The organism is Kribbella swartbergensis (assembly GCF_054784135.1).
In genome coordinates this window covers 693,566-715,305 of record NZ_BAAGPM010000022.1, presented here as the reverse complement: position 1 = coordinate 715,305, position 21,740 = coordinate 693,566, and the positions used below count along the sequence as shown (strand labels likewise).

Here is a 21,740-nt window from a genome sequence, read left to right as displayed (position 1 = left end):
TTCATGTCGCACGAACTGTGGTTCACAACGGCCGCCCCGGACTGGTTCGAAGCACTGCCGCTCGGCAACGGTCACCTCGGCGCCAAGGTGTTCGGCCGGGTCGACCAGGAGCGGATCGCGCTCAACCTCGACGACGTCTGGTCGGGTGACGGTCCGCGCTCGCTGACCGTGACGGACGGTCCGCAGGTGCTGGCCGACGTACGGCGGTTGTTGCTGGACGAAGCTGATCAGCTGGCGGCGACCGAGCGGACCCGGGCACTGCAGGGGCCGTTGGTCGAGTCGTATCAGCCGCTCGCGGATCTGCTGATCAGGGCGTCCGGCGAACCACAGAACTACCGGCGGAGTCTGGATCTCCGCACCGGGATCGCCGCCGTCGACTACACGGTCGACGGCGTGCGGTTCCGCCGGGAGACGTACGTGTCCGCGCCGGACCAGGTGATGGTGTGGACGATCACGGCCGACCAGGCGGGGGCGATCGACCTCGACCTGGAGCTGACCAGTCAGCACCCGGTCCGGACAGAGGTTGCCGACGGCATCTATGGTGTCGTCGGCCACGCTCCTTCGGACCTCACCATCGAGTACCGGACGAGCCCGGACCCGATCCGGTACCGGGACGGCCACGGCACCGGTTTCGGAGTCGCGTTGCGGGCCCACAACAGCGGCGGCACCGCCTCCGTGAGCGATCGCGGTGTCAGTGTCCGCCGGGCCGACAGCCTGACGGTGGTGTTGTCGGCGGCAAGCACTTTCGCCGGCTGGTCGGTTCCACCCGACCGTGATCCGCTGGTGGCGTTGCGCGAGGCAACGGACCTGCTCGGCAAGGTCAGCCTGGACGAACTGCGGGAGCGGCACCTGGAGGATCACGCGCTGCTCTACGAGCGGGCCGAGCTCCGGCTCGGCGAGTCGAGCGACTTGCCGACCGGCGAACGGATCAAGGCGGTCGCTGCCGGTGGCGGCGATCCGGACCTGGTCGCGCTGATGTTCAACGTCGGCCGCTACCTGTTGATGGCCTCATCCCGCCCGGGGACGCAGGCGGCCAACCTGCAAGGCATCTGGAATCAGGACCGCCGGCCGATGTGGGCCGGCGACTGGACCAACAACATCAACACCCAGATGAACTACTGGCTCGCCGACCTCACCGGCCTGAGCGAGTGCTTCGACCCGCTCACCGATCTGATCGAGGGGCTGGCCGAGTCGGGTGCCGAGACCGCGCGGATCCTGTACGACGCACCGGGCTGGGTGGCGCATCACAACGCCGACATCTGGCGCGCGACCTGGCCGGTGGGCGAGGGCGGCGACGACCCGGTGTGGGCGATGTGCGCCACCTGCGGCGTCTGGCTGACCGCACACCTGATGGAGCACTACCGGTTCCAGCAGGACCTGGACTTCCTCCGCGACCGGGCCTACCCGCTGATCGCCGGCGCGGCCGAGTTCGTGCTGTCGATGCTGGTCGAGGACCGCAACGGCACGCTGCAGTTCATCCCGTCAACCGCACCGGAGCACCATTTCGTCCTGCCGTCGGGGGAGAAGGCCTCGGTCGACCTCACCTCGACGTACGACATCTGGCTGATCCGCGAACTGTTCGCCAACCTGTCCGAAGCCGAGAACGCACTCGGCCTCTCCACCGAACTCGCCGCGAAGACCCGTGCCGCCCGCGAACGCCTTCCGGAGATCGGTACGACGACCGACGGCCGGCTGCTCGAATGGCCGACGGACTGGCAGCCGTCCGAGACCGACCATCGCCACCAGTCGCACCTCTACGGCCTGTACCCGGGTGCCGAGATCGACCCGGTCCGTACGCCGGAATGGGCGGCCGCGGCTCGTGCGTCGCTGGACCTGCGAACCAAGGGTGCGACCAACGGCGGGTGGACGGCCGCGTGGCTGGTGGCGCTGTGGGCCCGCCTGTTCGAGCCGGAGAAGGCTTCGGCGGTGATTCGCGACTACCTGAGCCGGCTGGTCTCGGACAACCTGTTGCACCGCGACGGCGACATCTTCCAGATCGACGCCAACCTCGGCATGACCGGTTGCATCCCCGAACTCCTGATCCAGAGCCACACCGACACGATCCGGCTGCTCCCGGCCTTGCCGGCCGACTGGCCGGACGGCTCGTTCCACGGACTCAGGGCCCGCGGCGGGCTGATCTTCGACGTGACCTGGCGTGGCGGGCGGCTGACCGCGGCGACCGTTCAGGCGACGCGGGCCGGCAGTCACCGGATCGCGCTCCCGGATCGCGAGGTGGTCGTCGACCTGACGCCGGGGGAACCGGTGGACCTGATTAGGTCTGCCTTACCAAAGTTGTTGTAGGGTCAGCAGACGTGAAGATGCGCATGGGAATCGTCGTCGCGGCCGCCCTGCTGCTGGCCTCTGGCTGTGGTGGCAACGACACCGCTGGTACTGACGCCGGGCCGGGGGACACCGAGGTGGCGACCGGCGGGCGGTTGTTCAAGACCGCGGACGAGGACACCGCCAAGCTCGGGTCGGACGCCCAGCCGGGTGCATTCCCGCGGACCGTGAAGCACGCGCTCGGCGAGACCAAGCTCGAGAAGAAGCCCGAGAAGGTCGTCGTCCTGGACAGCGGTGAGCTCGACGACGTCCTGGCGCTCGGGATCACCCCGGTCGGGATGGCGACGACCGCGGGTCAGGCCGGTGTCCCGTCGTACCTGGCGGACAAGGCGCAGGGGATCAAGACCGTCGGCGGGATCAGCGAGCTCAACCTCGAGGCGATCGCCGCGCTGAAGCCGGACCTGATCCTGGGCAGCAAGCTGCGCGCCAACGACCTGTACGACAAGCTCAGCGCGATCGCGCCGACGGTGTTCAGCATCCGGCCCGGGTTCCCCTGGAAGGAGAACTTCCTGCTGGTCGCGGACTCGGTCGGCGAGGAGGACAAGGCCACCGGGATCCTGAACGACTACCAGAAGCGCGCCGACGAGGTGAAGGGGAAGGTCTCCGGCTCGCCGACGATCTCGCTGGTCCGGTTCCGGCCGGGGGAGATCCGGCTGTACGGGAACCTGTCGTTCATCGGCGTGATCCTGAAGGACATCGGGCTGCCGCGGCCGAAGGTGCAGGACGTCCAGGACCTGGCGGTCGAGGTGTCGCAGGAGAACATCTCGCAGGCGGCCGGTGACTGGATCTTCTACTCCAGCTACGGCAAGCCGGACACCACCGCCGAGAATACCGTTGTCAACGGCAACCTGTGGAAGGCGTTGCCGGCGGTGAAGAACGGCCAGGTCGCCCGCGTCGACGACGAGGTCTGGTTCCTCGGCCTCGGCCCCCTCGGTGCCATGGACGTCCTCACCGACCTCGAAAAACTCCTCGGCCCCAAGGGGTAGAGGAGCTGAGGTGTCAGCCGAGTACGCGGTAGTGGAGGTGGATCACTCCGCTGCCGAAACGGTGCTCGTCGAGTAGTTCCAGGCGGGCGGCGAGGTGATCGGGCAATGCTCGTTTGCCGCCGCCCACGAGGATCGGTGTCAGCAGCAGGTGGATCTCGTCGACGACACCTGACGTGAGCGCCTGCCCGGCGAGTTCCGGGCCCCCGATGCTGAGGTCGGCCGCGGAGGACTCCTTCAGTCGCTGGATCGCGTCAGGCTCGAAGGTGCGCCAGATGCGCGTCCTGGCGCTCGTCGTCTCCGACAGCGTCCGCGAGTACACGACCTTGTCGGCTGCCCGCCAGATCCGCGCGAACTCCTGCGCCACCTTCGACTCGTCGCCCGCGGTCTCCCAGTAGACCATCGTCTCGTACATCCGACGGCCGTACAGATAGGTCCCGATCGGCCGCTCCAACTCGTTGACGAAGGCGTGCACCTCCTCATCCGGCGCTGCCCACTCGAACCCTCCCTCGGCGTCCGCGACGTACCCGTCGAGGGACGCGATCGCCGAATAGATCAGCTTGGCCATCTCAGCTCACCCCTGACTTGGATCAGTCCGGCACGCGGCCGCGGTCACGGACCGGGACGTGCGGCGCGTAGCGGGCGACGGCCGCGACGCTTCACGACGAACGGTTCGATGGTCTGCTCGGGCGGCATACCGGCATTGTCGGGTCGATCCGCCGTACGCACCAGCACCCTCAGGGAGCCCTAATCATTTCGGCCGGAACCGTCCTCCCAAGGAACGAAAAACGGTCGCTGACCCGGTGTGGACTTTGGTCCGGCCCGAGTGTCCGCAACAATCGCACCATGCCGGACCGCCAGACCGCCGTCGCCTCCCGGAAGCCGCCGACGCGTGCCGCAGCCCGGCGGCGCCGCAAGGACAGCAAGTGGCGCCGCGGCTGGGTGATCGCCGTCCTCGCGGTGCTGTCCGCGATGCCGCTGCTGTTCCACCGCTGGGTGCCGAACTCGATCGGCAACCTGGGCAGCCTGCTCGACACGTTCCTGCCGTGGGTCGGCCTCGCCGTACCGGTTCTCGCGATCGCTGCCCTGGTACGCCGCTCGGCCGTCGCCGGAGTCGCGTTGCTGCTGCCCGCCGTGGTGTGGGCAGCGATGTTCGGCAACCTGCTGGTCCCCGGCAAGGGCGGCGGCCCGTATGACCTGCGTGTCCTGTCGCACAACGTCGACGCGGCCAACCCGGACCCGGAGCAGACCGCGCTGGACCTGCTCGCGGCCGACGCGGACGTGATGGCGTTGGAGGAGATCACCGCGGCGGACATGAAGGTCTACAAGGCCGCGTTCGCCGAGAAGTACCCGTACGAGGTCTCCCGCGACACGGTCGCCCTGTGGTCGAAGTACCCGGTGGCCGAGAGCGAGTCGGTCGACGTCGGCTTCAAGTGGACGCGGGCACTGCGCGCCGAGGTGAGTACGCCGGAGGGCAAGGTCGCGGTGTACGTCGCCCACCTCGCCTCGGTCCGGGTCGGCGCCAGCGGCTTCACGTCCGACCAGCGCAACGACACGATCAAGAACCTCGGCCGGCAGATCGTCGACGAGAAACTCGCCGGGGTGATCGTGATGGGTGACTTCAACGGGACGGCGAACGACCGCAGCCTGGCACCGTTGACCGCCGGACTGCGTTCGGCGCAGGGCGCGGCGGGCTACGGGTTCGGGTTCACCTGGCCGGCGAAGTTCCCGATGGCGCGGATCGACCACATCATGGTGCGCGGGGTGACCCCGACGAAGGCCTGGGTGATGGACCCGACCGGCAGCGACCACCGCCCGGTCGTGGCGGAGCTGCGGATCTAACCGTCCGCGATGCCCGTGCGGTACGCGTAGCGCACGGCTTCGGCACGGTGCCGGGCGCCGATCTTCGCGAAGGTGTTGTTGATGTGCGTCTTCACCGTCGCCTGCTGATGATCAGCGGACGAGGGCGTCGGAGTCCTCCATCCCGGCGATCGCGGCGTTGCTGACGGCAACGGAGGTGAGGAGGGCGAACGCGACCTGCGGACGGGCCGACATCAGCACCGTGCCGGTCAGGAAGACGGCCAGACCGCCGCCGAGCACGATCCAGGCTCAGGGCTCGGCCGGCCGGGTGGTCGACAGTACGGCGACCGCGACGACCGCGGTCAGGCGCGGCCCAGCCAGCCACTCTCCCCGTGCAGGGCGAACCGGCCCAGCCTCCGAGACGTCACAGCCGCACCCTACGCAGCGCCGGTTCCGGCCATGGACCGCCCGGGGGTGGAGATCCGGGTGGAGAACGCCGGTCGGCTCACGCGGAGGCGCGGGTCGGCGCGATTGTGCCGGCCGGCAGGAGTAACGTTCCTCACCGGTAACACCACGGTGCGTCAGAGGACGATTCGGAGGGCCGATGCCTGCGCAAGACTCCATCCTGAGACTGGACGCCACGGCGATCGACTACGTCATCATCGCCTTGTACTTCGCCTTCGTGCTCGGCATCGGGTACCTGGCCAAACGCGCGGTCTCCAACAGTCTGGACTTCTTCCTGTCCGGCCGGTCGCTGCCGGCCTGGGTGACCGGCCTGGCGTTCATCTCGGCGAACCTGGGCGCGATCGAGATCATGGGCATGTCCGCGAACGGCGCGGAGTACGGCATGCCGACCGTGCACTACTTCTGGATCGGTGCCATCCCGGCGATGCTGTTCCTCGGCGTCGTGATGATGCCGTTCTACTACGGCTCCAAGGTGCGCAGCGTGCCCGAGTTCATGCTGCGCCGGTTCGGCAGACCCGCGCACCTGGTGAACGCGATCAGCTTCGCCGTCGCCCAGGTGCTGATCGCCGGGGTGAACCTGTTCCTGCTGGCCACCATCGTCAACGTGCTGCTCGGCTGGCCGATCTGGGTCTCGGTCATCGTCGCCGCGGTGATCGTGCTCAGCTACATCACCCTGGGCGGCCTGTCCGCGGCGATCTACAACGAGGTGCTGCAGTTCTTCGTCATCGTCGCCGCGTTGCTTCCGCTGACCATCGTCGGCCTGCACAAGGTCGGCGGCTGGCAGGGCCTGGTCGACAAGGTGAGCGCCTCTCCCGGCGGTGGCGAGCAACTGAGCGCCTGGCCGGGCAACGCGCTGAGCGGTTTCACCGACAACTTCCTGTCGGTGATCGGGATCGTCTTCGGTCTGGGCTTCGTGCTGTCGTTCGGCTACTGGACGACGAACTTCGTCGAGGTGCAGCGGGCGATGGCGTCGAAGAACATGTCGGCGGCCCGGCGGACCCCGATCATCGGCTCGTTCCCGAAGATGTTCGTGCCGTTCATCGTGATCATCCCGGGCATGATCGCGGCCGTGGTCGCACCCGAACTGGCGCAGTTCAAGGCGACCGGCAGCGGTGACGTGGACTACAACGACGCGCTGCTGATCCTGATGCGCGACCTGCTGCCGAACGGCATGCTCGGCCTGGCCATCACCGGTCTGCTCGCCTCGTTCATGGCGGGTATGGCGGCCAACCTGAGCTCGTTCAACACCGTGGTGTCCTACGACCTGATCGAGCGGTACGTGATCAAGGACCGGCCGGACGAGTTCTACTTGCGCACCGGCCGCTGGGTGACCGTGATCGGCACCCTGATCGCCATCGGCACCGCGGCGATCGCGGCCGGCTACAGCAACCTGATGGACTACCTGCAGCAACTGTTCTCGTTCTTCAACGCGCCGCTGTTCGCCACGTTCATCCTCGGGATGTTCTGGAAGCGGATGACCGCGGCGGCCGGCTGGATCGGCCTGGTCAGCGGTACGGCGACCGCGGTCCTGGTGTTCCTCCTGTCCGAGAACGGCATCATCGACCTGCCCGGTCAGGGCGCCAGCTTCGTCGGTGCCGGTGCGGCCTTCGTGGTCGACATCCTGGTCAGCGTGATCGTCAGCCTGGTCACGGTGCCGAAGCGGGACACCGAACTGGTCGGTCTGGTCTACTCGCTGACGCCGAAGGAACAGCGGACCGCGGTCGCCGAACACGGTGACGGCGGCTGGTACCGCAGGCCGGTGCTGCTGGCCGGCATCTCCCTGGCGCTGACCGTCGCCTTGAACATCGTCTTCGGCTGACAAAGGAGCACAGTCATGGCTGACCAGACTTCCGCCCCGAAGAAGAAGGCCGGGGCGTTCGACATCCGGGTGGTGATCGCGGCGCTGATCGCGATCTACGGCGTGCTGCTCACGATCCTCGGCATCATCGCGGACCCGCAGGAGGTGGAGAAGGCGGCGGGGATCAACATCAACCTGTGGGGCGGTCTCGCCATGCTGGTGTTCGCCGCCGTGTTCGTCGCCTGGGCCCGGCTGCGGCCGATCGTCGTACCGATCACGGAACATACGCAGGAGTAACCGCGGTCCGTGCCGCTCGTTGTGAGACCAGTAGCCCACTGGTCCCACCGCGGAGGACGCATGGTCCGTGCACAAGTCCTGTCCAGAAGAGCCTTCCTGGCTCGCATCGGCGTGCTCGGCGCGGCGATCGGCGGTGGCGGGCTCGTCGCCCGCGGGCTGCTGGCGCCCGCCGACGCCGCCACCAATCCGGTGCTGCCGACGACGGTGGACCTGATCCGCCCCGTGCTCGCCCAGCTGGCCCGGGACACCCTCAACGGGCTCACCGTGTTCGCGATGCCCGGCCCCGATCCGTACTCGCGCACCCAGGGCACCGCGAGCAGTACGCCGGGAGCCATCGAGGCCGGCGCGACCGACTTCATCATCAACGCGCTGGACAACTTCGTCCCGTTCCCGGACGCGGTCGCCCAGCCGGTCGGGGCCGCCCTGGTGACCGGCCTGGCCGACTCGGGGATCGCCCTGCCGGGTCTGGAGGTGCTTCCGGTCGAGCTCCGGCGGCTCGACCGGGCCCTGGCGGCGTACCTGCAGAGTGACGAGGCGATGCCGCTGTCGTTCCCGATCGCCGGACTGCTGAATCTGATGGCGACGCAGGTGAACCCGCTGGCGGTGAACGGGCCGCACCTGTCGCCGTTCGCGCGGTTGTCGTACGCCGAGAAGGCGAAGGCGTTCGAGTTGATCGAGCGGACCGACGCGGACCTGGTCGCGCTGCTGGACGTGCACTTCCCCGAGCCGTTGAAGGGCTCGGTGTCCGGGCTGCTGAAGTTCGTCGGCGGTGCGCTGATCGAGTTCGCCACCTTCGGCGCGTACGGCGAGTCGGCCGTGTACGACAAGGTGAGCCGCACGCTGCGCGAGCGGCCGGTCGGCTGGAACCACACCGGCTACCAGCCGAACGGCCCGGTCGAGGGCTGGGATGACTTCATCGGTTACTACCAGGGGCGCCGGGAGGTGCACGACTGATGCGCGATGTCATCGTGATCGGAGCCGGCGGCGGGGGACCGGTGGTGGCCAAGGAACTGGCCGCGCAGGGTCTCGACGTCCTGCTGCTCGAGGCCGGGCCGCGGCACGCGAAGCCGCGGGAGGAGTGGACCACCTTCGAGGACGACGCCAACAACCCACTGACCGGCTACCTGCGCTGGGGCCCGTCCGACCGGTCGAAGCCGGCCTGGTTCCGCGAGTGGCCGCAGAACTCGTTCGTCTGGCAGCTGTCCGGCGTCGGCGGCACCACGCAACACTTCTACGGCAACTACCCACGCGCGTACCCGGGCGTCTTCCAGGGCTACGACGGCGCCGACCGGAACGAGTACGACGTCGACCACCGGTTCCCGTTCACGTACGGCGAGCTGGTGCCGTACTTCGAGTGGGTCGAGGCGACGATGCCGGTGATGACGGCCGCGATGGGCCACAAGGAGCAGACGTTCTTCCGCGGTGCGGAGACCCTCGGGCTGCCGGTGCAGACGACCAAGACGACGCATCGGCCGTCGTACCGGCCGCAGGAGAACGCGATCCTGCAGCCCGGCGGGACGGCCGGAAAGACGTCGGACAAGAACCTGCTGACCTACCCGCAGGCCACCGGATGCACCTTCTGCGGCTACTGCTTCCAGGGCTGCATGCGGCCGAAGGGTGCCCCGCGCAACCAGTTTGCCAAGCGGTCGACCGACAACAGTTACGTGCCGATGGCACTGACCGCGGACGTGTGGTCCCGCGGCGGGCGGCCGGTCGAGCTGATCGCCGACGCCTTCGTCACCCGTGTGCACGCGGAGAAGCGGCACGGCGTCCTGACGGCGACCGGCGTGACGTGGCTGTCGAAGGGTATCGAGCATCGCGAGGACGCCCGGGTGGTGGTGATGTCGGGCGGCTGCACGGAGAACCCGCGGCTCTGGTTCAACAGCGGCCTGCCGAACCCGAACGGCTGGGTCGGGCGCGGCTACACCGATCACTTCTTCGACTGGGTGTTCGGGGTCTTCGACGACTACACGGGCAATCCGAAGGGCGTCGGCTCGAGTGCCCGGCTGGACTACCCGCCGTACGGCGGTCTCGAGAACGTCGGCCTGCCACCCGCGCTGATGGCCTTCTCGGGCACGCTGTCGGACAGCGGGATCCGGGGTCAGTACAGGAACGGCCGCGGCCGGACCGGGCCGTGGGACGGGCCGGCCGGGCGAGTGATGGGTCCGGAACTGAAGGATATCCTGTCGCACGGGCTCGACCGGCTGCTCAGCGTGCTGGTGATCACCGACGACGACGTCGAGGCGCAGAACCGGGTGACGTTGTCCGCGCTGCCGGCGGACGAGCACGGGCCGATCCCGAAGGTCACCTTCAAGCAGCGGCAACGGACCGCGCGGACGCTGCGGAACCGCGAGTTCATGGCCCGCAAGGCGGCCGAACTGCTCCGCGGCGCCGGTGCGAAGAAGGTCTACCGGATCGACTGGGCGCCGCTCATCCTGCATGTCCAGTCGTCGATGCGGATGGGGTCGTCGGAGCGCGACTCGGTCCTCGATCCGCGCGGCGAGACCCGGGCGGTGAAGCGGCTGTTCGTGGCCGACAACTCCGCCCTGTCGAACGGGCTCGGCGGCCCCAATCCGACGCTGACCACGCAGGCGCTGGCGACGCGGACGGCCGAGAAGATCTTCTCGGCCTACTTCGGGGGTGATCCGTGGGTGCGATCCGGCTCCCCTGTCGTGTCCACGGATCCCCGGATCAGCGTCCGGCTGGGACAGCTCGGGTTGTGACCCCCGCCGGTTGATGTCCGTTTGACGAACATCGGCGTCCGGAGCGGTCCTGCCGCCCGGGCGCCGATGTTCCTAGGCTCGAAGTACCCGATCAGGAGGAACTTCGAGATGACGATCACTTCGAGCGGCACCGACCTCTCGACGCTCGCCCAGCGGTACGCCGAGGACGGCTTCGTGCTGGTGAAAGGCCTGCTCAGCAAGGAGGAGGCGGCCTACTACCGGCAGCGCAGCCACGACCTGCTGGCGGCCCTGAACCGCAACGACGACCCGACCTGGAAGTCGGCGATGGGCCTGTCCGACGGCGCGACGCGGCTACAGCACTTGCACGACGCCCAGTTCTACGACGCCGCCTTCTCCCGGCTGCTGGTGGACCCGCGATTCACCGACGTGGCCGCCGCGGTGATGGGTGTGGACAACGTGCAGTTGCACCACACCAAGCTGTTCGTGAAGCCGCCGGAGAACGGTTCGCCGTTCCCGCTGCACCAGGACCACCCGTTCTTCCCGCACACGTACCACCGGGTCGGTGCGGCCATCTTCCACTTCGACGACGCCCCGGAGGAGAAGGGCTGCGTCCGGGTCATCCCGGGCAGCCACAAGGACGGTCCGCGCGAGCACGACCCCGAGGGCTCGTTCCACCTGCCCGACGTGCCGTTCGAGTCGGCGATCCCGCAGCCGGCCGAGGCGGGCGACGTACTGTTCTTCACCTACCTGACCGTGCACGGGTCCGGGGTGAACGTGAGCGACGAGGCCCGGACCACCTGGCTGGTCCAGTACCGCGATCCGGCGGACCCGCCGACGGTGAAGACGCACGACCACTCCCTCGGTCAGGGCATGATGCTGAGGGGAGTGGACCCGACCGGCAGGAGCAACGTTTGACCCTCGCGGATGTCGCTTCGGCGGACCGTTTCGTCGATCTCGCGGGGCTCCTGGAGGCCTGCGAGATCGACGGGTTCCGTGCCGACTTCCTGAGCTGGGGGCACTACCGGCCGGAGTACTGGCGCAACTACTGGCACAGCCATTCGTTCCACGAGGTCTGCCTGGCCTTCTCCGGCGAAGGTCGCTTCAGTTCCGGCGCCTCGCAGTACGACGTGGTGCCGGGGTCAGTGTTCCTCGCCCGACCCGGTGACGTCCATGAGATCGAGTCGAGCAAGGCAGCGCCTCTCGGCATAGCCTTCTGGGGTTTCACCTTCCGCCCGGCCGCTGCCGGCGCCCGTCCCGCCGCCGACGGGCGGCCGACGGCTGCGCCCGGTGAGTTCGGGTGGTGGTCCGGCCTCACCCGGTCCGATGGGCCGGTCATGTCCGACCGGGTCGGCTCGTTGCCCGCCCTCATCACTGCACTGGCAGGAGAGGCGGCAACGCCGGTGTCCGGCTACAACACTGCACTCGCGGCTCTCGGCTCCGCACTGGTCTTGGAGACCGCCAGAGCCTTCGCACTCGACGACGACCTGGCAGTGGAGCCCGTACGGCGTGATCGCGGTCCTCTGGTGGTCGAAGCCATGCAACGACACCTCCGCGACAACCTGTCCCGGCCGATCACCGTGCGGGACGTGGCAGCGGTCGCACATCTCTCGGAACGCCATGCGGAACGGCTGTTCCAGCAGCAGACCGGTGCGTCGATCATGGCCACGCTCCGGCGCCTGCGGCTCGAGTTGGCCGCACAGTTGTTGCTGGACCCATCGGTGACCGTGACCGAGGTGGCCCGTGCCTGCGGCTATTCCGACGTACGCCCGTTCTCCACCGCGTTCCGGCGGCATTACGGGCGTACGCCGGGGGAGCACCGCCGCGCCGGCGGAACCGAGTTCATCTAGGACGGCGCTGGACACCGAGCGTCAGCACTGTTCAAATGCACCCCAGGTATTCCGCCGTACCCCTGGAGGGAACATATGAGGAGTCGACTCGGCCGGATCGCCGGCGTCATCGCGCTGGCACTGGGACTCGCGGCCACATCCCTGGTGCCCGCGTCGGCCATCACCGGTGGCGAGCCGGACGGAAACGGTCATCCGAACGTCGGACTGATCCTCTTCTACATGCCGGACGGCCGCTTCCGCTGTACCGCGACACTCGTCACGCCGACCGTGCTGGTGACCGCGGCCCACTGCACCAAGGGCACCGTCGGCAAGACGCTGGTGACCTTCGACTCGGTGATCGCGGAGCAGCCACCGTCGCCGTTCCCGGTCGCCGCGGACCCGGCCAAGGGCTACACGCAGGCGGAGCTGGAGAAGGCCGGCTACAAGTCCGGTACGGCGGCGTCGCACCCGAACTACTCCGACTTCACCGATCTGGCCAACTGGAACGATGTCGGCGTGATCGTGCTCGACCGGCCGGTCACCAACATCGCACCGGCCAAGATCGCGCCCGCCAACTACCTGAACGCCTACCAGCAGCCGAAGCTGAACAGCACCCTCTTCACGTCGGTCGGCTACGGCACCGAGGTCCGCAAGGCCGACTCCGGTCCGCAGAAGCCGACGCCGATGTCGTACCCGCTGCTGCGCCGGGTGGCGCAGGAGCCGGGGCAGAAGCTCACCCCGCAGATCCTGCAGGTGAACGGCAACGAGAACGACAACCGGGGCACGGGCGGCACCTGCTTCGGCGACTCCGGCGGCCCGACGTACCACGGCGGCTACGTGGTGACCGTGACCAGCTACGGCTACACCGAGAACTGCCGCTACCTCGACGGCCTGCAGCGGATCGACATCAAGGTCGTCCAGGACTGGCTGAAGACCTTCGGCGTGCCGGTCGGCTGACCGCGTCGCTACCGGTGCCGCGACCGCCTCACCAGGTCGCGGCACCGGTGCTATCCTGACTCCATGCGAGTGAGCCTGCTCCTTGGTTAGCCGTACTGGCATCCAGGCGCTTCCGGCGCCGGTCAGTGCGGCGTCCCCTCCTGTGCGAGGGGCTTTTTTATTTCCAGGAGTGCCTTCTGGCACATTTAGGCTCAACGACACACGAAATCAGGAGTAGGACCGTGAGCGAGCAGGTGGAAGACGGCCCGATCGACCGGGGCGGCTACGACTTCAACGCCATGCAGGCCAAGTGGCGGCCGGTGTGGGAGAAGCTGGACCCGTTCAAGGCACGCGACGACGGCTCGGCCGAGCGGCGCTACGCGCTCACGATGTTCTCCTACCCCTCCGGCGACCTGCACATGGGGCACGCCGAGGTGTTCGCGCTGCACGACGTCCTGGCGCGCTACTGGTTCCAGCAGGGGTACGACGTCCTGAACCCGATCGGCTGGGACTCGTTCGGCCTGCCCGCCGAGAACGCCGCGATCAAGCGCAACGAGCACCCGGCGACGTACACGTACGGCAACATCGAGACCCAGGCGGAGTCGATCCGGCGGTACGGCCTGAGCTTCGACTGGTCGCGCCGGCTGCACACGTCCGACCCGGAGTACTACCGGTGGACGCAGTGGCTGTTCCTGCGGTTCTACGAGCGAGGGCTGGCCTACCGCAAGGCGTCGTACGTCAACTGGTGCCCGAACGACCAGACCGTGCTGGCCAACGAGCAGGTCGTGCAGGGCCGGTGCGAGCGGTGCGGGTTCGAGGTCACCAAGCGCGAGCTGACCCAGTGGTACTTCAAGACCACCGAGTACGCGCAGCGGCTGCTGGACGACATGGAGCTGCTGCAGTGGCCGGAAGAGATCCTGCTGATGCAGCGCAACTGGATCGGCCGGTCCGAGGGCGCGTTCGCGGACTTCAGGGTCGAGGGTCGTGACGAACCGATTCGGGTGTTCACCACCCGGCCGGACACGCTGTTCGGTGCCACCTTCATGGTCGTCGCGCCGGACGCGAAGCTGGCGGCCGAGCTGGTCACGCCGGAGCAGCAGACCGCCTTCGACGAGTACCTGACCGCCGTCAAGGCGACCACCGAGATCGAGCGGCAGAGCACCGAGCGGGAGAAGACCGGCGTCTTCCTGGGCTCGTACGCGATCAACCCGGTGACCGGGGAGCGGATCCCGATCTGGGCCGCCGACTACGTGCTGGCCGACTACGGCACCGGCGCGATCATGGCCGTGCCCGGCCAGGACGCCCGGGACTGGGAGTTCGCCGAGAAGTTCGGCCTGCCGATCGTGCGGACCGTGCAGCCGTCCGACGACTTCGACGGCAAGGCGTACACCGGCGAGGGTCCGGCGATCAACAGCGCCAACGACGAGATCAGCCTGAACGGGCTGGGCGTCGACGAGGCCAAGTCGCGGATCATCGACTGGCTGGAGAGCAAGGGCCTGGGCGAGCGGACCATCAACTACCGGCTGCGTGACTGGCTGCTGAGCCGGCAGCGGTACTGGGGCTGCCCGATCCCGATCATCCACTGCCCGTCCTGCGGCGAGGTGCCGGTCCCGGAGGACCAGCTGCCGATGCAGCTGCCCGACCTGCGCGGTGCGGACCTGGCGCCGAAGGGTGTGTCGCCGCTGGCGGCCGCCCGCGAATGGGTCGAGGTGGACTGCCCGAAGTGCGGCGGCAAGGCCGAGCGGGACACCGACACGATGGACACCTTCGTCGACTCGTCCTGGTACTTCCTGCGCTACCTGTCGCCGGACTACACCGAGGGCCCGTTCGACCCGGAGGCGGCCGAGCGCTGGATGCCGGTGTACCAGTACGTCGGCGGCAAGGAACACGCCGTACTGCATCTCCTGTACGCGCGCTTCTTCGTCAAGGCGCTGCACGACATGGGCCTGCTGACCGCGGTCGAGCCGTTCACCCGGCTGCTGAACCAGGGCCAGGTGATCAACCAGGGCAAGGCGATGAGCAAGTCGCTGGGCAACGGCGTCAACCTGGGCGACCAGATCGACGAGTACGGCGTCGACGCGGTTCGGCTGACCATGGTCTTCGCCGGTCCGCCGTCGGACGACATCGACTGGGCCGACATGTCGCCGGGCGGCTCGCTGAAGTTCCTGCAGCGGGCCTGGCGGCTGGCGCACGCGGTCGAGGCGCCGCCGGGCGCCGACTCGGCGACGGGTGACGTCGAGCTGCGCAAGATCACCCACCGGACGGTGTCCGACGCGGCCGAGCTGATCGACTCGTTCCGGTTCAACGTGATGGTCGCCCGGATCATGGAGCTGGTCAACGCCACCCGGAAGGCGGTCGACTCCGGCCCCGGTGCCGCCGACCCGGCCGTCCGCGAGGCGGTCGAGACGGTCGCGATCCTGCTGAGCCTGGTCGCGCCGTACACGGCCGAGGACATGTGGGAGACGCTGGGCCACGAGCCGACCGTCGCCAAGGCCGGCTGGCCGAAGGTCGACCCGGCGCTGCTGGTCCAGGACACGGTCACCTGCGTGGTCCAGATCGCCGGCAAGGTGAAGGACCGGCTGGAGGTCTCGCCGGACGTGTCCGACGCCGACCTGGAGCAGCTGGCGCTTGCCTCCGACGCGGTACAGAAGGCGCTGGACGGCCGCGGCGTCCGCAAGGTCGTCGTCCGGGCACCCAAACTGGTCAACATCGTCCCGGCCTGACAAGCTGCTCAGATGCGTTCTGAGCTGATCGATGTCGAGACCGGCGGTAGCGAGGTTGTCTTCGACCTGACGAGCAGGTGCGAGCAGTTCGTCAACTCCGAGGCCCATCAGGCCCAGGGCGACGGACTGCTGCACGTGTTCGTTCCGCACGCGACGGCCGGGATCGCCATCCTGGAGACCGGTGCGGGCAGCGACACCGATCTGCTGGCGGTGCTCGAGGACGTGCTCCCGCGCGACTTCGGCTGGCGCCATCGGCACGGTACGCCGGGCCATGGCCGGGACCACGTCCTGCCCGCGCTGATCCCGCCGTACGCCACCATCCCGGTCCTCGACGGCCGGATGATGCTCGGCACCTGGCAATCGATCTGCCTGGTGGACACCAATGTGGACAACCCGAGCCGCCAGGTGCGGCTTTCCTGGCTGCCCGGTTAATGGACCACGCGGTAACAAGGCCGTGCGGAATTCTTGTGACTTATCGTGATGTTGCGAGTTGCGTTACGCATGCGAAACACGACTCCGCTTGAATTGCCCGCATGGCAGCGCTTGACACTCTTCGGGCCCAGTGGGTGGGACTCGGCACCGAACTCCTGATCCGCGCCACCCGCGGTATTTGCGACGGAAGCCTGCTGAACGCCGACACCGGCCGCGCCGCGACCAGCGCCCGGCTCGACGACTGGACCGAGGTGCTTTCCCTTTACACCGGTGAAAAGGAATCCGCCCCGGTGCGCGCGAGCGCTTGAAACGCTCTTTTTGTGCCTTCAGTAATTCGATCCTGAATCATATTCGTTGCCATTCTCAACCGTCCGGTGTGAGCCGTGCCGCAACGCACGTCACCGGGCGCGTCCGGCGCGGACGCCCCTGTCACGGTAAGTTGTGACCGGAACGTGAGGCCTCAGGAGGGGTGACGGGCTTTGTCGGACGCGGATGGCCGGGCTGAGGGACGGCGGGGATTCGCCGATCTCTTGCTCGACCTGAGGCTCCAGGCAGGGCTCTCGCAGGAGGAACTGGCCGAACGGGCCGGGCTCAGCGTGCGCACCATCCGCGAACTGGAGGCCGGCCGGGTGGCGCGGCCGCGCAAGGACTCCGTCCGGCTGCTCGCCGTGGGGCTCGGCCTGCACGACGGCGACGCCGAACGCTTCCTCGCCGCGGCCGGGCACGGCAGTGTCCGGCCGGTCATCTCGGTGGCCGCCCCCGCCCCGACCGGACTGCGCTGGCGCGGCACCAGACCGATTCCCGACGGACTCGTCGGCCGTGAGCGGGAGCTCCTCGAACTGGAGGAGCTGCTGCGGCAGAACCGGCTCGTCACGCTCGTCGGCCCGGGCGGTGTCGGCAAGACCGAGCTCGCACTCGCCGCCGCCGACCGGTTCTCCGGTGCCGACAGCACGGTCGTGGTTGTCGACCTCACGACCGTTCAGCGCGATGCCGCCGTACCGTCGGCCATCCTGGACGCCTTCGGCACCGCACCGGGTACGTCGGACCTGGACGACGTACTGTCCGGGCGCAAGCCCGGTGACCTGGTCATCGTCGAGGACAACGCCGAGCACGTGCTCGACGGGGTCGCGACGGTCGCGAACCGGATGGTCCGCAGCTTCCCGGGCATCGGCGTACTGGTCACGTCGCGGATCCCGCTCGGCCTGCCAGACGAGGTCGTCCGGCGGGTGTCGGTGCTCGACGTACCCGCGAACGACACGGACTTCGACGAGATCGCGGCCAGCCCGGCGGTGGAGATGTTCTGCCGGCGGGTGGTCCGCGTCCGGCCGGACTTCCAGTTGACGAAGGAGAACGCTCCGACCGTCGCCCGGCTGTGCCGCCGGCTGGACGGGCTGCCGCTGGCTCTGGAGCTCGCGGCCGCGCGGGCCGGGTCCCTGTCGGTGGAGACGATCCTGTCCGCGCTGGACGACCGGTTCCGGCTGCTTTCGGGGCCGCGGCGGTTCGGTGCACCTCATCAGCGGACCCTGGCCGACACGATCGCGTGGAGCGTCGACGCGCTCTCCGACCCGGCTCGGCAGTTGCTGTACCGGGCGTCGATGCTGGGGTCGCCGTTCACGCTGCACGCGGTCGCGGGCGTGTGCACGGGCGATCCGATCGACGCGGCCGACGTACCGATGCTGCTGGCCGAACTGGTGGAGAAATCGCTGCTGCAGCCGGTCAACGAGTTCGAGCAGTTGTACGGCGCCCGCTACAAGTTGCTGGAGACGATCCGGGAGCATGCGTACGCCGGTCTGTCGTCGCAGGGAGACGACCTCACCGAGTTCCGGGACCGGGCGGTCGCCTGGTGCTCGTCGTACGTCTCCGGTCTGGAAGGCGCGTGGTCGTCGCCGGACCGCGATCGGCGCTATCGAGCCGCTCACGCGAACTCGGCGCTGTTCGAGGTGGCTCTGGAGCGTGCGGCCGAGCTGGGGCAGTGGGACGTGGCCGCGCGGATGGTGCTCGGGTTTCGGATCGCGTGGCAGTACCAAGCGAGTGTGGCCGAGAGCGGCATCCGCTGGGCGACTCTGTGTGCCGAGAACGTCACCGACAAGGAAGTGAGCGGCAGACTGCTGGCGATCGCCGGTCGGCTGTCCAGTCTGACCGGTGACGTGCGTGGCGCCCGGCGGTACTACGGCGAAGCGCGTCAGCTCATCCCAGGCGAGACCGAGATGGGTCTGGTGGCTCGAGGCGGCTGGGTGTCGTCCGGCTCGCACCTGCTCGACACACAGAGCCTGGCCGAGATACCCGGGCTCGTGGAAGACGCACGCAGGCACGGCGACTTCCAACGGTCAGCAACCGTCCAGGCGACGTGTGGGCTCGCCCTGCTCCGGTGGGGGCGCCTGCCCGAGGCCAAGAAGCTCCTGCTCGCCTGGGAGGCCGCACTGGTCAACCCAGGCGTATACCCGGACGAGATCGCCTACATGGCGCTCAGCCGGGTGGAGCTCGAGCTGGGCAATCTGTCCGAGGCGCGGCGCTGGGCTCTGCTTGCCCGGGACAGTCAAGCCTCCGACGACCCCGAGCGGACCAAGGTGGCCGGCTGCCTGGCCATGGTCGAGTACCACGACGGACGGTACGACGAGGCGCGGGCGCTGCTCGACGAGGCCGACGCCGACATCCGCGGTCACCGGGGGTACTTCGACTACCTCGTGATGCTCTACCGGTCACGACTCGCCCGTGACGCCGGTGACGTGGAGCAGGCTCGGACGTGCATCCGGGACGCTGTGAACCGACTGCTGGTCGAGGGACGGGTCGTTTACCTGCTGGAGGTACTGCCTGAGGCGGTGGCCGTGCTGCACGCACTGGGGAAGTCCTCGGAGGGCGATGCCTTGTGCGGCCAACTGCTGGCGTGGCAGCGGTCCATGGACCCGCCGATGCTGCCGACCGCGTGGGCGGTCCTGCAGGAGTCGTGCGACACCGCTTCGGCCGCCGACGGCTGGCCTGAGCCCGACCCCGCTGCCGCGGTGCAGCGGCTGGCGAACGACGTACTCACCGCTCTTTCGTGACGCGCATCCGCTGAAGCTGCCGGGTAACTGCCGGTACTTCTGCCTCGTCCTGACATGCCTGCCGGCCGAACAATTACAGCCGTAGGACAGGTTCCACGAGGCAGAGACCGAAGCCGGGCACAGGCAGGGAAGGGGTGGTGAACCGTGACGAAGCAGAGTGGTCACGGGTGCCGCACCGGACTGCCGGCCAGCTTGGGGGAGGCGACGCGGAGGGCATCCGGCGGCCGGACGGTGGGGGCGCCGATCGGCTGTCGAGAGCTCCGGAGTGCTGCGTCGTGCGGATCTGTCCTGCCTGAACCGGGTGCCGTGTTCCGTCAGGGCACCACACCCGGGGCGGGGTCCCAGCACACGACCGGGCACACGACACAGGGGACGAGTGCCGGTCTGGCTGACACGGGGAAGCCGGCGGGTTTGGTCACCCGCCGGCGGGGTCAGCCGCTGGGGCCTCCCGGGACCTCGGCGAGCTCGCGGTCAGACCGGTCCTTCGCGGAACCGGCACGGGGAGTAGCTCGGCGAGGAACTGAACTCGGTGCTGACAACGAGGGGGAGTCAGCACGGCAGGTGAGCGCCGGTGCACAGGGGAAGCCGGCGCGGTGAAGTGAAGCGCTGACTCACAGGGAAAGTCAGCGCACCGCAGTGAAGCGCCGGCGCACAGGGGAAGCCGGCGCGATGAGGTGAAGGGCTGACTCACAGGGGGAAGTCAGCTGGGCGAGGGTGAAGGCCCCGGAGGGGTAGGCCTTCACCCTCGCTGGTTTCGTCTACTTCTTCCGCTTTCGTGCTACTTCTTCTTCCGCTTCGACTTCTTCGCTGCTTCCGCCTGCTCGACCTCCGCCAGGAGCGCGGCCTGGTCGCCGTATCCGACCATCCAGGACGGCTGGAGCCGGCAGTACACGATGTCGTCACCCCAGCTCGACGGCGAACTCCCGTAGTACGCGGTCAGATGCCCCTCGATCTCGTCGAAATCCGGGTGCTCCGGCGTCAGGAACTCGACGTTCCCGTGACTGAACACGCCGATCCGCTCGCCGTCGACGTACGAGATGCTGGCCGCCGGCCTGGCGCGCAGATGCCGCGCCTTGGCCGCCGAACCGGACGTGCTGAACACCCACCGCGCGTGCAGGAAGTGCCCGTCGACAGCGCTGATCCGCGGCTCGCCCCGCGCCGTGACGGTGGCCAGATTGAGCGTGCACATGCCGGTCAGAATCCGCACCAGCCCCTCGGCGTCCAGGCGGCGGGTGCCCGTGATGATCGTGCGCAGATGCTCCGTCGAGCGCTGGTACGCCGCATCGAGGAGCTGCTGCAGTTCGGCGACTTCCGCTGCTGTCTCCCTCATCTTGTGGAGTCTGGCACCGAGCGCCGACAAAAAGGCGTCATGCCCGGTCCCGCGCCTGCCTGCTCGCGACGACGTGGGACCGGGAGACACGCTCTGAACCGTCCGGTAACCTCGCTGCATGTCAGCCCGCGTGCACGTCGTCACCGACTCCACGGCCGGTCTGTCCACACACGAGCTCCTCCGCCTCCCGGTGACCGTCGTACCGGTGCAGGTCGTCATCGGCGGTACGTCGTACGACGACGGCGCCACCTCTGCCGATGCGGTCGCGGAGGCACTCAAGACCTTCACGCCGGTGTCCACCAGCCGCCCGGCGCCCCAGACGTTCGCCGAGGCGTACGCCGCCTGCGCCGCGGCCGGAGCCGAGTCGATCGTGTCCATCCACCTCTCCGGCGAGATGTCCGGCACGGTCGAGGCCGCGATGATCGGCGCGAAGGAGTCACCGATCCCGGTCCGGGTGATCGACTCCCGCTCGATCGCGATGGGCCTCGGGTTCCCGGTTCTCGCCGCGGCCGCCGCGGCCGCCGCGGGGGAGGACCAGGCCGCCGTCGAGGCCGCCGCACGGGTCCGGATGGCGTCGATCTCGGCGTACTTCTACGTCGACACCCTCGAGTACCTCCGCCGCGGCGGCCGCATCGGCGCCGCCCAGGCCCTCCTGGGTACGGCGCTCGCGGTCAAACCGCTGCTGACGATCAGCAGCGGCCGGATCGTCCCGCTCGAGAAGGTCCGCACCTCGAGCCGCGCCATCGCCCGCCTCGCCGACATCGCCGTCCAGCGAGCCGGCGACGGCCCGGTCCAGGTCGCCGTCCACCACCTCGCCAACCTCGAAAAGGCCCAAACCCTCGCCGACGGCCTCGCCGAACGCCTACCCCAAGCAGACGAAATAGTCCTCCGAGAAGTAGGCGCCGTCATAGGCGCCCACGTAGGCCCCGGCCTCCTAGCCGTAGTAATAGCCCCCCGCTAACCCCTCCGCCCCTCCGCCCCCGCCGGCCTTGCCGCCTGCCCACCCGGGCCAGTCCGCCCTGCCGCCCTCGCCTCTTCTGCCCTCCCGCGCGCGCCGCCCGCCTAATCCGTTCCGTCCGCTGGCC

Annotated in this window: 19 protein-coding genes; 15 read left to right on the top strand and 4 right to left on the bottom strand. The window is 68.7% G+C overall.

Features of this window, described 5'->3' with window-relative positions; translation table 11 throughout:
- Positions 1 to 3: 3 nt before the first annotated feature.
- Positions 4 to 2,301: a glycoside hydrolase family 95 protein gene (locus ACYVOK_RS21910; RefSeq protein WP_460664352.1), complete on the top strand. Its 2,298-nt coding sequence runs from the start codon at positions 4 to 6 to the stop codon at positions 2,299 to 2,301.
- Between the two features lie 17 nt (positions 2,302 to 2,318).
- Positions 2,319 to 3,326 (top strand): ABC transporter substrate-binding protein, encoded by a 1,008-nt coding sequence (locus tag ACYVOK_RS21905; protein ID WP_460664522.1) that lies wholly within the window; start codon positions 2,319 to 2,321, stop codon positions 3,324 to 3,326.
- 13 nt (positions 3,327 to 3,339) lie between these two features.
- Here ACYVOK_RS21905 and ACYVOK_RS21900 read toward each other — a convergent pair whose 3' ends face one another.
- A complete protein-coding gene (locus ACYVOK_RS21900; RefSeq protein ID WP_460664351.1) occupies positions 3,340 to 3,891 on the bottom strand; it encodes a dihydrofolate reductase family protein in 552 nt (183 codons plus the stop codon).
- Positions 3,892 to 4,169: 278 nt separating this feature from the next.
- Here ACYVOK_RS21900 and ACYVOK_RS21895 point away from each other — a divergent pair, with 278 nt between their 5' ends.
- A complete protein-coding gene (locus tag ACYVOK_RS21895; RefSeq protein WP_460664350.1) occupies positions 4,170 to 5,165 on the top strand; it encodes an endonuclease/exonuclease/phosphatase family protein in 996 nt (331 codons plus the stop codon).
- On the opposite strand, the gene ACYVOK_RS21890 is transcribed toward ACYVOK_RS21895, so the two are convergent.
- Positions 5,162 to 5,260, bottom strand: a complete 99-nt coding sequence (locus ACYVOK_RS21890; RefSeq protein ID WP_460664349.1) for a hypothetical protein — start codon at positions 5,258 to 5,260, stop codon at positions 5,162 to 5,164. The two genes, ACYVOK_RS21895 and ACYVOK_RS21890, sit on opposite strands and share 4 nt — an antisense overlap.
- Positions 5,261 to 5,276: 16 nt before the next feature.
- The gene (locus tag ACYVOK_RS21885) at positions 5,277 to 5,423 is read right to left on the bottom strand and encodes a hypothetical protein (RefSeq protein ID WP_460664348.1); all 147 of its coding nucleotides are present in this window, start codon (positions 5,421 to 5,423) and stop codon (positions 5,277 to 5,279) included.
- 304 nt (positions 5,424 to 5,727) lie between these two features.
- On the opposite strand from ACYVOK_RS21885, the gene ACYVOK_RS21880 reads away from it, so the two are divergent.
- The 11 genes from ACYVOK_RS21880 to ACYVOK_RS21830 all read left to right on the top strand — a co-directional run bounded on the left by ACYVOK_RS21880 (position 5,728) and on the right by ACYVOK_RS21830 (position 19,325).
- Complete coding sequence (locus tag ACYVOK_RS21880) at positions 5,728 to 7,407, top strand: sodium:solute symporter family protein (protein WP_460664347.1); 1,680 nt, start codon at positions 5,728 to 5,730, stop codon at positions 7,405 to 7,407.
- Positions 7,408 to 7,422: 15 nt separating this feature from the next.
- On the top strand, positions 7,423 to 7,683 hold the full coding sequence (locus ACYVOK_RS21875) for a hypothetical protein (protein ID WP_460664346.1): 261 nt from the start codon (positions 7,423 to 7,425) through the stop codon (positions 7,681 to 7,683).
- 60 nt (positions 7,684 to 7,743) lie between these two features.
- Entirely contained in the window at positions 7,744 to 8,637 is an 894-nt protein-coding gene (locus ACYVOK_RS21870; RefSeq protein WP_460664345.1) for a hypothetical protein, read from the top strand.
- Positions 8,637 to 10,406 carry a GMC oxidoreductase gene (locus tag ACYVOK_RS21865; protein ID WP_460664344.1) on the top strand — a complete coding sequence of 590 codons (1,770 nt, stop codon included), beginning with the start codon at positions 8,637 to 8,639 and terminating at the stop codon, positions 10,404 to 10,406. Before ACYVOK_RS21870 ends, ACYVOK_RS21865 begins: the two co-directional genes overlap by 1 nt.
- A 108-nt stretch (positions 10,407 to 10,514) precedes the next feature.
- The gene (locus ACYVOK_RS21860; RefSeq protein WP_460664343.1) at positions 10,515 to 11,282 is read left to right on the top strand and encodes a phytanoyl-CoA dioxygenase family protein; all 768 of its coding nucleotides are present in this window, start codon (positions 10,515 to 10,517) and stop codon (positions 11,280 to 11,282) included.
- Positions 11,279 to 12,214, top strand: a complete 936-nt coding sequence (locus ACYVOK_RS21855; protein ID WP_460664342.1) for a helix-turn-helix domain-containing protein — start codon at positions 11,279 to 11,281, stop codon at positions 12,212 to 12,214. The genes ACYVOK_RS21860 and ACYVOK_RS21855 overlap by 4 nt, the downstream gene beginning before the upstream one ends.
- A gap of 75 nt (positions 12,215 to 12,289) precedes the next feature.
- On the top strand, positions 12,290 to 13,150 hold the full coding sequence (locus tag ACYVOK_RS21850; protein ID WP_460664341.1) for a trypsin-like serine protease: 861 nt from the start codon (positions 12,290 to 12,292) through the stop codon (positions 13,148 to 13,150).
- A gap of 221 nt (positions 13,151 to 13,371) precedes the next feature.
- The gene (gene leuS / locus ACYVOK_RS21845) at positions 13,372 to 15,852 is read left to right on the top strand and encodes a leucine--tRNA ligase (protein ID WP_460664340.1); all 2,481 of its coding nucleotides are present in this window, start codon (positions 13,372 to 13,374) and stop codon (positions 15,850 to 15,852) included.
- Positions 15,853 to 15,864: 12 nt separating this feature from the next.
- Positions 15,865 to 16,284, top strand: coding sequence for a YjbQ family protein (locus ACYVOK_RS21840; RefSeq protein WP_460664339.1), 420 nt, complete (start codon positions 15,865 to 15,867; stop codon positions 16,282 to 16,284).
- Between the two features lie 101 nt (positions 16,285 to 16,385).
- Positions 16,386 to 16,592, top strand: a complete 207-nt coding sequence (locus tag ACYVOK_RS21835) for a hypothetical protein (protein WP_460664338.1) — start codon at positions 16,386 to 16,388, stop codon at positions 16,590 to 16,592.
- 171 nt (positions 16,593 to 16,763) lie between these two features.
- Entirely contained in the window at positions 16,764 to 19,325 is a 2,562-nt protein-coding gene (locus ACYVOK_RS21830) for an ATP-binding protein (RefSeq protein ID WP_460664337.1), read from the top strand.
- 778 nt (positions 19,326 to 20,103) lie between these two features.
- Here the strand turns inward: ACYVOK_RS21830 and ACYVOK_RS21825 are convergent.
- Complete coding sequence (locus ACYVOK_RS21825; protein WP_460664336.1) at positions 20,104 to 20,655, bottom strand: pyridoxamine 5'-phosphate oxidase family protein; 552 nt, start codon at positions 20,653 to 20,655, stop codon at positions 20,104 to 20,106.
- 118 nt (positions 20,656 to 20,773) lie between these two features.
- On the opposite strand from ACYVOK_RS21825, the gene ACYVOK_RS21820 reads away from it, so the two are divergent.
- Positions 20,774 to 21,616 (top strand): DegV family protein, encoded by an 843-nt coding sequence (locus ACYVOK_RS21820; protein WP_460664335.1) that lies wholly within the window; start codon positions 20,774 to 20,776, stop codon positions 21,614 to 21,616.
- Positions 21,617 to 21,740 lie beyond the last annotated feature (124 nt).

Bases quoted from the DNA above. Each gene is read 5' to 3' on its own strand.
- ACYVOK_RS21910 (WP_460664352.1), top strand. From the start codon at position 4: ATGTCGCACGAACTGTGGTTCACAACGGCCGCCCCGGACTGGTTCGAA.
- ACYVOK_RS21905 (WP_460664522.1), top strand. From the start codon at position 2,319: ATGCGCATGGGAATCGTCGTCGCGGCCGCCCTGCTGCTGGCCTCTGGC.
- ACYVOK_RS21900 (WP_460664351.1), bottom strand. From the start codon at position 3,891: ATGGCCAAGCTGATCTATTCGGCGATCGCGTCCCTCGACGGGTACGTC.
- ACYVOK_RS21895 (WP_460664350.1), top strand. From the start codon at position 4,170: ATGCCGGACCGCCAGACCGCCGTCGCCTCCCGGAAGCCGCCGACGCGT.
- ACYVOK_RS21880 (WP_460664347.1), top strand. From the start codon at position 5,728: ATGCCTGCGCAAGACTCCATCCTGAGACTGGACGCCACGGCGATCGAC.
- ACYVOK_RS21875 (WP_460664346.1), top strand. From the start codon at position 7,423: ATGGCTGACCAGACTTCCGCCCCGAAGAAGAAGGCCGGGGCGTTCGAC.
- ACYVOK_RS21870 (WP_460664345.1), top strand. From the start codon at position 7,744: ATGGTCCGTGCACAAGTCCTGTCCAGAAGAGCCTTCCTGGCTCGCATC.
- ACYVOK_RS21865 (WP_460664344.1), top strand. From the start codon at position 8,637: ATGCGCGATGTCATCGTGATCGGAGCCGGCGGCGGGGGACCGGTGGTG.
- ACYVOK_RS21860 (WP_460664343.1), top strand. From the start codon at position 10,515: ATGACGATCACTTCGAGCGGCACCGACCTCTCGACGCTCGCCCAGCGG.
- ACYVOK_RS21850 (WP_460664341.1), top strand. From the start codon at position 12,290: ATGAGGAGTCGACTCGGCCGGATCGCCGGCGTCATCGCGCTGGCACTG.
- ACYVOK_RS21840 (WP_460664339.1), top strand. From the start codon at position 15,865: ATGCGTTCTGAGCTGATCGATGTCGAGACCGGCGGTAGCGAGGTTGTC.
- ACYVOK_RS21835 (WP_460664338.1), top strand. From the start codon at position 16,386: ATGGCAGCGCTTGACACTCTTCGGGCCCAGTGGGTGGGACTCGGCACC.
- ACYVOK_RS21825 (WP_460664336.1), bottom strand. From the start codon at position 20,655: ATGAGGGAGACAGCAGCGGAAGTCGCCGAACTGCAGCAGCTCCTCGAT.
- ACYVOK_RS21820 (WP_460664335.1), top strand. From the start codon at position 20,774: ATGTCAGCCCGCGTGCACGTCGTCACCGACTCCACGGCCGGTCTGTCC.